9 protein-coding genes, 1 tRNA gene and 1 pseudogene are annotated in these 11,448 nt (G+C 59.8%); 8 read left to right on the forward strand and 3 right to left on the reverse strand.

Annotation, left to right across the window (positions count from 1 at the left end; translation table 11 throughout):
- Positions 1–283: 283 nt before the first annotated feature.
- On the forward strand, positions 284–1,093 hold the full coding sequence (locus ABD112_RS11745; protein WP_343926088.1) for an ABC transporter substrate-binding protein: 810 nt from the start codon (positions 284–286) through the stop codon (positions 1,091–1,093).
- A gap of 120 nt (positions 1,094–1,213) precedes the next feature.
- Here the strand turns inward: ABD112_RS11745 and ABD112_RS11750 are convergent, their stop codons facing one another.
- Positions 1,214–1,576: a hypothetical protein gene (locus ABD112_RS11750; protein ID WP_343926090.1), complete on the reverse strand. Its 363-nt coding sequence runs from the start codon at positions 1,574–1,576 to the stop codon at positions 1,214–1,216.
- Between the two features lie 114 nt (positions 1,577–1,690).
- On the opposite strand from ABD112_RS11750, the gene ABD112_RS11755 reads away from it, so the two are divergent.
- Positions 1,691–2,440: a FadR/GntR family transcriptional regulator gene (locus ABD112_RS11755; RefSeq protein WP_343926092.1), complete on the forward strand. Its 750-nt coding sequence runs from the start codon at positions 1,691–1,693 to the stop codon at positions 2,438–2,440.
- 17 nt (positions 2,441–2,457) lie between these two features.
- Entirely contained in the window at positions 2,458–3,195 is a 738-nt protein-coding gene (locus ABD112_RS11760; protein WP_343926094.1) for an SDR family NAD(P)-dependent oxidoreductase, read from the forward strand.
- Between the two features lie 10 nt (positions 3,196–3,205).
- Here ABD112_RS11760 and dgoD read toward each other — a convergent pair whose 3' ends face one another.
- On the reverse strand, positions 3,206–4,351 hold the full coding sequence (gene dgoD / locus ABD112_RS11765) for a galactonate dehydratase (protein ID WP_343926096.1): 1,146 nt from the start codon (positions 4,349–4,351) through the stop codon (positions 3,206–3,208).
- Positions 4,352–4,617: 266 nt separating this feature from the next.
- Between dgoD and ABD112_RS11770 the strand changes: the two genes are divergently transcribed.
- From ABD112_RS11770 to ABD112_RS11785, 4 genes and pseudogenes are all read left to right on the forward strand, one after another.
- On the forward strand, positions 4,618–6,072 hold the full coding sequence (locus tag ABD112_RS11770) for a glyceraldehyde-3-phosphate dehydrogenase (RefSeq protein ID WP_343926098.1): 1,455 nt from the start codon (positions 4,618–4,620) through the stop codon (positions 6,070–6,072).
- Between the two features lie 90 nt (positions 6,073–6,162).
- Positions 6,163–7,191, forward strand: coding sequence for an isopenicillin N synthase family dioxygenase (locus ABD112_RS11775; protein WP_343926099.1), 1,029 nt, complete (start codon positions 6,163–6,165; stop codon positions 7,189–7,191).
- A gap of 124 nt (positions 7,192–7,315) precedes the next feature.
- Positions 7,316–7,391 (forward strand) — tRNA-Arg (locus ABD112_RS11780).
- Positions 7,392–8,149: 758 nt separating this feature from the next.
- Positions 8,150–8,976: pseudogene (locus tag ABD112_RS11785) on the forward strand (IS481 family transposase); the annotation flags it as partial.
- A 26-nt stretch (positions 8,977–9,002) separates the two neighbouring features.
- Here ABD112_RS11785 and ABD112_RS11790 read toward each other — a convergent pair.
- On the reverse strand, positions 9,003–9,944 hold the full coding sequence (locus ABD112_RS11790; protein WP_343926101.1) for a dihydrodipicolinate synthase family protein: 942 nt from the start codon (positions 9,942–9,944) through the stop codon (positions 9,003–9,005).
- Positions 9,945–10,068: 124 nt separating this feature from the next.
- Here ABD112_RS11790 and ABD112_RS11795 point away from each other — a divergent pair, with 124 nt between their 5' ends.
- Positions 10,069–10,776, forward strand: coding sequence for a FadR/GntR family transcriptional regulator (locus tag ABD112_RS11795; RefSeq protein WP_343926103.1), 708 nt, complete (start codon positions 10,069–10,071; stop codon positions 10,774–10,776).
- Positions 10,777–11,448 lie beyond the last annotated feature (672 nt).

The raw sequence follows: 11,448 nt of genomic DNA on the forward strand, positions 1-11,448 counted from the left end.
ATCCACGTTACGAATGGCCTGGACTACAGTCCGGCCCCTATTAGCGATCACCTGATACCAATCCGGCCCGGTGACAGCACCCCCCGGATCATGAACGACTGGGGGCAAGAATCATGCCGGACCCGACGGGCCAACGTCCTCAGATACAAACACCATCCGGGGATATAAACAAGGTAACGGGGCGCGGATTGCCACCGCGGCCATCGCCGCAGGAGCGTTGGTTGCACTGGCAGGGTGCTCCACTTCTGACCCAACCGGCACTTCGTCGACCGACTCCCCGGAAATGTCGACGATCATCGTCGGCTCATTCGCCTTCCCCGAAAGCGAAATCCTCGGCAATATTTACGCCCTCGCCCTCGAGAACGCGGGTTACACGGTCGAAACGAAGTTCAATCTCGGCCCGCGACAGACCACGATTCCGGCTCTTGAGGACGGATCGATCAGCCTCATACCGGAGTACAACGGCAACCTGCTGTTCTTCTATGACACGGAGAACGCCGCTCGCAGCACAGCCGAGGTAGCTGCCGCGCTTGAGACCACCGTGCCCGAAGGGTTCCGTGTGCTCACCTCATCCCCGGCCCAAGACAAGGATGCCTACGTCGTCACCCAGGAACTCGCCAACCAAGAAGGACTTGTTTCCATCGGCGATCTGAAGAAGATTGAACCATTCAGTCTTGGATCCAACCCGCAGTTCGGCGAGCTTCCCTACGGCATCCCCGGCCTCAAGTCGGTCTACGGGATTCAGGATGTAACGTTCGTGCCGATCGAGGACTTCGGCGGACCAGACACAGTGAAGGCTCTCGTCGACAACGCAGTGCAGGTCGCCGACATCTACACGACCTCACCTGATCTCGTCGCAAAGAAGCTCTTGGTATTGGAAGATCCAGAGAACCTGATCGCGGCGCAGAACGTGGTGCCGTTGCTCAACTCGAACATCTACAGTGAGAAACTGGCCAAGGTGCTCGACGAGATCTCGGCCGCTCTCACCACCAAAGACCTGATCGCGCTGCGCGACCGCGTCGAAGGCTCGGAGAAGGCCCAGGCCGCAACGGCGGCTATGGACTGGCTCACGCAGAAAGGCTTGCTGAACTAACTGATTGCGGGGCGCCGTCGCGGTTTCGCGGTGGCGCCCCGTTTATTGTCACCGAAGTGAACTCCCTGCGTCATGACCGTGCGCGCTGGGAAGTGGTTGGGCCGCTGCTCGACGAGCTCCCTAACGATCAGCTCGCTTCCGCGGACGGTACACCGCAACTACTGCGCCAAGCACTGCGCCCAGAGCTATCACGACAACCAGTTCGGCCAGTGGTGAGATCGCCGGCGAAATACTGGGGCCGCGCATCCATCCCACCGCGGAAATCACGATCGCAGCCGTGATAGTCAGCGCGAGCCCAACCCCAACGGTGAGTGCGGTAACTCGTGGCGTGAGGGGCTTTTCGGCGAGCATCCGGGACACGACAGGGGCAGCGGCGACGGCGATCACCGGTGCCAAGTGGTAGGTGGTCTCGGGGTTGATCCACGCCAACAGCGCCCACAAGGTGACAACGGCCGCACTACTGAGCACACCGAAACGCAACATCTAGCTCCCTCACTGCACGGCTCGTCAAACTTCTGTTTCGAGCGTACGCGCTGAGGATGAACCCGTCAGCAATGCAGCACACACAACGCGCTGCGGGGCAGTATTATCGCGGTGATGACTACTTTCTCTCGACGAGGTCTGCACGGGCACGTTGTTGATGTGCTCGGCCGACGCATTATGCGCGGCGAGCTAGTCTCGGGGGACATCATTGACCAGGATGCGCTGCTCACCGAATTTCAGGTGAGCCGCACGGTCATCCGCGAAGCCATCAAGGTGCTCACCACCAAAGGCCTCGTCGACGCCCGACCCCGCCTCGGCACCTATGTCACCGAGCGGGAACGCTGGCAGTTGCTCGACGGTGACGTCATGACGTGGCGATCGGAAGGGGTGCCCGACGCCCTGCTCGTACTTGAGCTGAGCGAGGTGCGCCAAGTTCTTGAGCCTGCCGCCGCCCGGTTGGCGGCGGTGCGACGCAGCGATGAAGAGTGTGCCGAGATTCAGGCCGCGATGTCCGCACTTGCTGCGACGTTCGCGAGCACCGAGGCTGAATCGCATGTGAAAGCTGACTTGGTATTCCACCGGGCCGTGCTTGCGGCATCCGGCAACGAACTGTTGGCACGCTTTGAGGTCGTGCTGGAACCAGCACTTCATGCGCGAAACGAGCTCGCGTTCGAAAACGAAACTACCACCCACTTCTTGGATTCTCATCAAGCTGTCGTCACCGCGATCGTCGCCCAGGACGCTGATGGTGCCCACGCCGCAATGCAGCTCCTCATGAACCAGTCGGCACGAGATTCTGAAACGATCGTGAGCACGGATGCTGCTGGCGCCGCCCTCGTGAAGGAACGCAAGCAGGCGCTCTAGTGGAGAAGGAAACAGGAATGACGCGCACCGTTCTGATCACCGGGGCAGCCCACGGCATCGGCGCTGCAAGTGCCCGCATGTTCGCGGAGAGTGGTGACGACGTCGTTGTCACCGACATCGATAGGGATGCCGCAGCCACCGTCGCCGATGAGATCCGTGCAGCAGGCGGAACCGCCACCGGCAACTTCCTCGACGTCTCAGACCCCGAAGCCTGGCAGGCGCTCTCGCGTGAACTCCGCGCCGCCAACCGCCCACCAGCAGTGATCGTAAACAACGCTTTCTTTCAGGTCGGGGGAGCCGCCCATGAACAGACCGAAGACGACTGGAGCAAGCAGCTCTCGGTGACCCTCTCCTCCGTCTACCGTGCAATGCATACCTTCCACGACACCCTCACCGAGGCCCGGGGCAGCATGGTCAACGTCTCGAGCGTTCACGGTGTGCTCGCCTGGGCCGAACAACCCGCCTACGCTGCAGCCAAAGGTGGCCTGATTTCCCTGACCCGCCAACTGTCGGTCGACTACGCACCACACGTGCGCGTTAACGTGGTGCTGCCCGGCGCGATTCAGACGCGCCAATGGAATCACCAGAGTTCTGAAGACCGCGAACTCGCTGGGCGACAGGCAACCCTGCAGCGACTGGGCACGCCAGGAGAAGTTGCCTCAGTCATCCAATTCTTGGCCAGCGATGGTGCATCGTATGTAACTGGAGCATCGTTGTTGGTTGATGGCGGCATGACGACCACGCTCGGCGCTTAGCCGCCGCTGACTACCACTCGGCGAGCACACCATCATCGTGGCGCCACACCGGGGAGCGCCACTGGTGCCCAACCTTGTCGGCGGCGCGCACGGCGGCTTCGTCAATGTCGATGCCGAGCCCAGGCGCAGTGAGGCGCTCGATGTAGCCGCTCGTGAAGTCGAACACACTGGTATCCATCAGGTATTCGAGTACGTCAGATCCGACGTTGTAGTGGATGCCGATGCTCTGTTCCTGAATAAGGAAGTTCGGTGTGTTGAACCCGATTTGCAAACTCGAGGCCAGCGCGATGGGGCCGAGCGGGCAGTGCGGCGCGAGTTGGGCGTCGAAGATGTCGGCGAGGGCGGCGATGCGGCGCACTTCGGAGATTCCTCCGGCGTGCGAGAGGTCGGGCTGCACGACGGTGATACCGGCTTGGAGGGGGCCGAGGAACTCGTTGCGGGAGTAGAGGCGCTCGCCGGTGGAGATGGGGATCGAGGTTGAGGCAACGATTCCTTCGAGCAAGTGTGACTTCTCGGGAACGACGGGCTCTTCAACGAAGAGGGGGGCGTAGGGCTCGAGCAGGGGCAGCACGCGACGCGAATTGGCGACGGTCATTCGTCCGTGGAAGTCGATGGCCATATCGCGGTCAGGGCCAAGAACTTCGCGTGCGAGGGCGGCTCGTTCGACGACCTCGTTGATGGCGCTGGCAGTGCCGATGGGCTTCATCCGCCCGCTGCCGTTCATCTTCACGGCGGTGAGTCCGGAGCTGACTTGTTTGGCGATGTTGTCGCGCAGTTCGGAGGGGTCGTCGCCGCCCACCCAGCCATACATGCGGATGCGGTCGCGCACGGCACCACCGAGAAGGTCGTGCACGGGAACGCCGTGGGCTTTGCCGGCGATGTCCCAGAGGGCCTGGTCGATGCCGGCGATGGCGCTGGAGGCGACAGGACCGCCGCGGTAGAAGCCGCCGCGGGTGAGCACTTGCCAGTGGTCTTCGATGCGGGTGGCGTCGAGCCCGATGAGGTATTCGGCGTGCTGTTCGACGGCGGCGCGCACGATGTCGGCTTGGCCTTCAACAACGGGTTCTCCCCAGCCAACAATTCCATCGTCAGTCTCGATGCGCACGAAGAGCCAGCGCGGTGGCACGAGGAATGTTTCGATGCGTGCGATCTTCACGAACAGGGCCCTTCGGTTGAGTAACTCTTATAATCATACTATTTCGCCACCGGGGCGGCTAGTGGCCGCTGAACGGACCCCGCGAACCTGTTCAGGACGGTCGGTGGGTGCTTAAAAACCGCCCCCTTTGGCGCTGTCTAAAGTGTTGCCCGAACTGCATCCGCTCGCTAGCCATTGCCGCGCATCCGTCTGGAAGAATGGATGCGGGCCAGCCATGTCACAAGCGTGCTGCCGAGCCCCGTAACACTGCAGTCGGAAGGAACCTGATGCAACGCGAACACAGCGACGAATTTGACCGGTGGAATGCCCGCCAAGAACTGGCCGAGGCAATGATCCCCCTCATCGGCGGGCTGTATCGCAACCACGGCGTCGTGACCTCAATTCACGGTCGCCGCCTCATCAACCAGTCGCCAGTCGAAGTCTTGAAGGCACACCGCTTCGCGCGCCAGCTCAACGAGAGCGAACTGCCGATAGAAGAGACCATGCCCGTCATGCTTGCGCTGTCAGCGATGCCGCTGAATCCGGCATCCATCGACCTCGCCAAGCTCGTGATTCGTTTTCGCGAAAACGGCGGCGCGCTCGATGAGTTCTTAGCTGCCGAGCTCGCGCCGGTGCTCAAGAACGGCAACGAATCCCGGCCAGCCGGAGCGGACGTTGTGCTCTACGGTTTCGGACGTATCGGTCGACTGCTCGCCCGCATCCTGATCTCCCACGCAGGCAACGGCGAAGGGCTACGTTTGCGCGCCATCGTCGTGCGCCGCGGATCAGACAACGACCTCGTAAAGCGCGCCAGTCTGCTGCGCCGTGACAGCGTGCACGGCCCATTCGAGGGCACCATCTCGGTCGACACCGACGCCAACACAATCCTCGCCAACGGCACCCTCATTCAAGTGATCTACTCGAACGACCCCGCCACGATCGACTACACCGAATACGGAATTTCGGATGCCATCGTCGTCGACAACACCGGCCGCTGGCGTGACGAAGAGGGCCTTAGTCAGCACCTCAAGTCGCAGGGAGTGAAGCGTGTTCTCCTCACCGCCCCCGGCAAGGGCGAAATCAAGAACATCGTTTATGGGCTCAACCACGACGCGATCGTCGATACCGACACCATCCTGTCTGCTGCTTCGTGCACGACAAATGCAATCTCGCCAGTGCTGAAAGCGATCCACGACGCCTACGGAATCGAGCACGGGCACGTCGAAACGGTGCACTCCTACACAAATGACCAGAACCTCACCGACAACTTCCACTCCGGCGACCGCCGTGGCCGCTCGGCACCGATGAACATGGTCATCACCGAAACCGGCGCCGCGAAAGCAGTTGCTAAGGCGGTTCCGGAGCTTGCCGGCTTACTCACTGGCAGCGCCATCCGGGTTCCCACCCCTAACGTGTCGATGGCGATCCTGAACCTCAACCTATCGACCGAAACCACGGTCAAGGAAGTAAACCGCTACCTGCGCGGGCTGTCGCTGGATTCGACCCTGCAACAGCAGATCGACTTCATCGATTCTCCCGAGGTGGTCTCGAGCGACTTCATCGGTTCACACCGTGCCGGCATCGTTGATGGGCTGGCCACAATCAGTTCTGGCAAAAATCTGGTGCTCTACGTTTGGTACGACAACGAGTTCGGCTACACCAGCCAGGTCGTGCGGGTGATCGAACATATGGGGCAAACGCATCCGCAAGTTATTCCCGAACGCGCCGCAGTCGGCTCATAATTTTCTGAACTGTGATGGTGTTACGAGCCGTGCTGACGCTGTGAGCGTAACAATGGAAAATTCCCAGTCGACGCATGCAAATATCGTTGAATGAACGAATCCGCTCTCCCAGTAATTGATCTCTCGCTACTTGATGGCAGCCCCGAATCGGCTGCCAAGTTTCGTGACGATCTGCTGTGTGCGACCCACGATGTCGGATTCTTTTACCTTGTCGGGCACGGCGTCGACGAGAAGTTGATGGATGACCTGCTTGCAGCATCCCGCGAGTTCTTTGACCTTCCCGAAGACCAAAAGTTTGCTGTCGAGAATGTGAACAGCCCGCAGTTCCGTGGCTACACCAGAGTGGGCGGCGAGCTGACCGAAGGCAAGACCGACTGGCGTGAGCAGATCGATGTTGGGCCCGAGCGCCCGGTCGTTGACAACGCTGCCGGGCTTGCCGACTACTGGCGTCTTGAAGGCCCCAACCTGTGGCCGGATGCCGTGCCTCAGCTTCGTGGTCTGGTGAACGAGTGGAACGACAAACTCAGTGCCGTCTCGTTGCGACTGCTGCGCGCCTGGGCTCAGGCACTTGGCGCGCCCGAGGACGCTTTCGACAATGCTTTTGCTGACAAACCGTTCCCGGTGATGAAGATCGTGCGGTACCCCGGCGAATCCAACCCCGAGCCCAAGCAGGGCGTTGGTGCTCACCGTGACGGTGGCGTTCTCACCCTGCTGATGGTGGAGCCCGGCAAGGGTGGTCTGCAGGTCGACTACAACGGTGAATGGGTGGATGTTCCGCCCAAGCCCGGCGCGTTCGTCGTGAACATTGGCGAAATGTTGGAACTCACGACTCAGGGTTACCTCAAGGCGACCCTGCACCGTGTGATCTCGCCGCTCATCGGTGACGACCGGATCTCGATTCCGTTCTTTTTCAACCCCGCCCTCGACACCGTGATGCCCCAGCTGCAGTTGCCGCCAGAGCTTGCCGCACAGGCTCGTGGTGTTTCGCTTGACCCCAACAACAGCCCGATCCTCGAAACCTACGGAGACAATGCGCTCCGCTACCGAATGCGGGCGCACCCCAATGTGGCCCAGATTCATCACGACGATCTGATCCAGGGCCCGCGGGGTGCGATCTAGCGAAATCGCTCGAAGTGTTTATCGTGCGGCCTGCCCGTGGGGTGGGCCGCACTTTCTCGCGTAAGCGTCATCGCGAGGTCCAAACCGCTGGTATAGTTTTCTGGTTGGCGAAAGTCAATGGTCTGCGCCCGTAGCTCAGCGGATAGAGCAATTGACTACGGATCAATAGGCCGGGGGTTCAAATCCCTCCGGGCGCACCAAAAAAAGCAGGTCTGACCAGCACTTTCTCGTGGGGTGCAGTCGGGCCTGTTTTCGTTTGCCCACACTTTGCCCACACTTCAAAAAGTTTTGGGTCGGATTTCGTTCGAAATCGGCCCATTTCGAACGTTCAGAAGCCAATGTTTCCGAGGGTTCGGCTGCACCTCGCGTAGTCGACCTATTGACCTTTGACCGTGTGGCTGGGGGCTTAGCCGTTCTCGATGTCCTCATGTGACCAAACCATAGGTCAGGTCAAAGAATCAACCAAACCAACAGCAGTCCCAAATGCTGTGGGTGTGACCCTGCTCTTGCTTTCGACTTGAGGTGTTTGGCCCGCACCCGAGTCCGTGCAACGGCGCGACGCGCACTCCCGAATCGGTCCCATTAGTGAAGATTCCCGCAGCCGGGACGACGACCTATCAATCGACACGATCGCGAAAGTAGCCCCGGAAACGCTCACTGCTGAGTTTGTTCCGTTTGCTCAAGAGAGCAGCTCCGTGCTGCAGCCGAGAAAGGCCGCGCGAGCGGCCGCTCAGGCGTCTAGATTCGGCCGCGGCGAATCGACTAATCGAGCAGACAACTCCGACCCGCTGCTGGAAGAGGCAGATAACCAACTAGTTGTACTGAACCGCCCTGGGTTTCGTTCCTAGGTTTTCTCTTGGGAAGCGGTCGCTCTCAAGAGTGATTCAGCATCAGCGTAGTACTCGTTCTCGGCTTCGGTCGGGGTGCGGTAATCGAGCTCGGAATGAAGGCGCTGGGCGGCGCAGGGATGGCCGACCGCTCGTCCCGCCCACACCGCAGCCCGAACCGGACCTCGCAGGAAATGGTGCGCAAGATCGGGCATCTGCGGTGGAAGCAACGCCTTGGACCGGTCGCGATCGGGTGGAAGCTGGCGATGCCGGCATCGACCGTCCACGCGGTACTCGTGCGGTGCCGGTTGAACAGGCTCCATCACGTCGATAAACGCACCGAGGAAGTCGTTCGCCGGTATGAACACGACCACCCTGGGTCGATGATCCATGTCGATGTGACCAAGTTCGGCAACATCCCCGATGGCGGCGGGCACCGGTTTGTGGGCCGGCAACAAGGGGAGAAGAACCGTGCGGCCACTCGTGGTGCATCGCGAAGCGACGGGAACAGAAAACGAATCGGCAAAGCGTTCGTACACACCGTCATCGATGACAATTCCCGTGTTGCCTACGCCGAGATCCACGACGACGAAACAGCCGCCACTGCGATCGGAGTGTTGCGCCGGGCGGTGTCGTGGTTCGCGGCCCGCGGCATCACCGTTCAACGTGTTCTCTCAGACAACGGCTCCGCCTACAAATCCCACGCCTGGCGTGATGCCTGCGTCGAGCTAGGGATCACCCCGAAGACGACCCGCCCTACCGACCCCAGACCAACGGAAAGATCGAACGTTTCCACCGCACCATGGGCGAAGGCTGGGCATTCAAACGGTTCTACGCCACCGAATCAGCACGTCGCAATGCCCTCCCCGGATGGCTTCACGAATACAATCACCACAGGCCCCACACTGCAATCGGAGGCCACCCACCCATTAGCCGATTAACTAACCTCCCTGGGTAGTACAACTAGTGGGTCGACTATTGGGTTCACTCGTCTGCTGCGGGGGTGAGGAATTCGGGGAGCATGTCTCGCGCTGCGTTGCGGATACGACTGATCTCCCGTGGTGTTGCCGTCGCGTGAGGCCAGCGCACGTGACCGACGTCGCCGAGATGGCCACCAGCCATTGCGAGTGCTTTGTCGAGTGTGACGTTTGAATAATTCTTTGCGATCAACGGGGCCAGGGCAACGGTGAGAAATGTATTGATCTGAGCCTCCACTCGCAGGCCCCATTCTGGGTCTTCGATGCTGCGACTGGCCCATTCCACCGCGCCACTTGGGTGTAGGCAAGCGACATTGGAGTAGGCGCCGCGTGCACCTTTTGTCAGCCCCGTGGCCACATGGTGGCCCGGTACGAACACTGAGATCCGGCGTAGGGTTGCAGCCATCAAAGTGTACCAATCGTCATCACCGTCGGCCACCTTCACCCCTACGATTGCGGTGAATTCTTGAGTCAGCACATCGAGTTCGGCGGGTCCGAGAACGTTCTTCGCGTGTGGCGGGTTGTAGAGCACAAGACCGACACCATCCGCAGTTTCGGAGTACGTAGAAATGACCGACCGGATCTCGTCGGTGTTGAGGCAAACCCAGTCGGGAAGGATGATTTGGATTGCTGACGGCTTTATCTGCCGTGCACGCTTGATCCGATCTAGCGCCATGATCGGACTCGGGTGACTGGCACCGAGCTGGAATGGGACCCCTGCGGTTTCGCAGCGCTTCGCAACCGCAGTAGCTACCGCTTCCCATTCTTTTTCCGTCTGGTTGAAGAACTCTCCGGCGGTACCGTGGGTATAGATTCCCTCCGGTTTTGCCGCGATGATCAGGTCAAGCTCGCGATCAAGTGCCTCAAGGTTGAGAGTGTCGTCATCGTGAAACGGTGTTAGGACCGTAGCCCAAGTGCCGAAGATTTCGGGTGCTGTCAATGCGCGCATGAATCTCAAACCCTCCAGTTGTCTGATATCGTATCAATCGAACATTGTCGCAGATCTATAGAAACTGCGCTCCTCTCGTGATGGTAGAAGACACTTTGGTCAAAGAATCCATAAGACGTATCCGGTGAGCAGTCCCCTATATGTGCGCGCTCAGAGCCAGCTGAAGAACTACATTCGCGACCACAACCTCGGGCCGGGCGAACGGCTTCCGTCAGAGGCAAGACTCGCCGAGCTCTTCGGTGTCAGCCGCGGCGCGATGCGCGAGGCTACTCGCAGCCTCCAGACCCTCGGTGTCATCAAAGCGTTACACGGCAACGGTCTTTACGTGGCGGCGTTTTCTTTCAAGCCGATCCTCGAGCAGTTGCCTTACGGCTTGGCCGACGGATGCACCCAGTTCACCGAGATCCTTCAGGCCAGGGAAGCCCTTGAGATGGGGCTGATGCCAGCCGTCGCGGCGTTGGCGACAACGGAAGACCTCGACCGCTGTTCTCGGCTGGCCGACCTCATGAAAGAGCTCGAGGACACTGGCGAGTCGTCATTGGAGATCGATCGTGACTTCCACCTTTCTCTTTACGCGTCCCTTGACAACTCCCTGGTCAATAATCTCATCGAGATCTTCTGGGAGCTATATCGTCGGCTCGAGGGAAGCCTTCCCATTGTCGGTAGCTCGGCACGTAGCGCGCTCCTCCATACAGCAATCATCGAAGCACTACGGCAAGACGACGGCACTTTGGCCATGTCCCGAATGCGCGAGCACTTCGACGATGTTCGTGCCCGAGTGCACACCCTCGAAGCTAACTTGCTGACTCGGGATAGTTCGAAGTCGGAGTAGAGCAACCGTGCTCGCGGATGCTTCGTCTCCGATTTCGGTTTGAGGCGGTTCGTGTCGCTGTGTTAGTGCGCGCTCCGCCGAAACCTTTTGCTGGCCGTTGATGACTCTATTGGTTCTGTCGCTCCCGTGTCTGGAGCCAGCAGTAGCATCGGCGCCGACCACCTATTCATTCTCAACAGTGTCCGCAGGCTGCTTGCGAAAGCGCTCTTTTCTGTGCTTCGGCAGCAGTCCGAGGGGGTAAGAATATTTGCGAGATTGCTCCACTGCTATTCGATGCCGTGAGTCTTGTGCTGGATGTTCACGCAGGAGTTTTATCACGCTGGTTCCGAGCTGGGTCGGCGCGCTCGGCATCGTTATCTCCGACTGGTGCGCTAGCTGGGCAAACGTTCGATGGTTCGCCCATCCGAGAAGTTTTCAGGAGTCCTTGACCGTTAAGCGGCAACTCACCTATAGTGAGAGATTAGATATCTAATAACTAAGATATCTCCCTGATCTATCTCAAAGTGGAGGTAAAAAATGGTTCTCTCAAATCGCCGGCCCCGGTCCAAAACGAAGATGCGCGTTCTCGTGGGTATGGCACTCTGAAGTGGCCCCACCTTTGAGGCTTTTAGTCGTTTGAAGTGGCCCCACCCTCGACCCACCCGTAGCGTTCTTTTTGTCGACCAAGACGAA

The organism is Rhodoglobus aureus (genome assembly GCF_039527955.1).
Taxonomy (GTDB): domain Bacteria; phylum Actinomycetota; class Actinomycetes; order Actinomycetales; family Microbacteriaceae; genus Rhodoglobus; species Rhodoglobus aureus.

Coding starts and splice junctions, on each gene's coding strand:
- ABD112_RS11750 (WP_343926090.1), bottom strand. CDS start 1,576: ATGTTGCGTTTCGGTGTGCTCAGTAGTGCGGCCGTTGTCACCTTGTGG.
- ABD112_RS11760 (WP_343926094.1), top strand. CDS start 2,458: ATGACGCGCACCGTTCTGATCACCGGGGCAGCCCACGGCATCGGCGCT.
- ABD112_RS11790 (WP_343926101.1), bottom strand. CDS start 9,944: ATGCGCGCATTGACAGCACCCGAAATCTTCGGCACTTGGGCTACGGTC.
- ABD112_RS11755 (WP_343926092.1), top strand. CDS start 1,691: ATGACTACTTTCTCTCGACGAGGTCTGCACGGGCACGTTGTTGATGTG.
- ABD112_RS11775 (WP_343926099.1), top strand. CDS start 6,163: ATGAACGAATCCGCTCTCCCAGTAATTGATCTCTCGCTACTTGATGGC.
- ABD112_RS11745 (WP_343926088.1), top strand. CDS start 284: ATGTCGACGATCATCGTCGGCTCATTCGCCTTCCCCGAAAGCGAAATC.
- ABD112_RS11770 (WP_343926098.1), top strand. CDS start 4,618: ATGCAACGCGAACACAGCGACGAATTTGACCGGTGGAATGCCCGCCAA.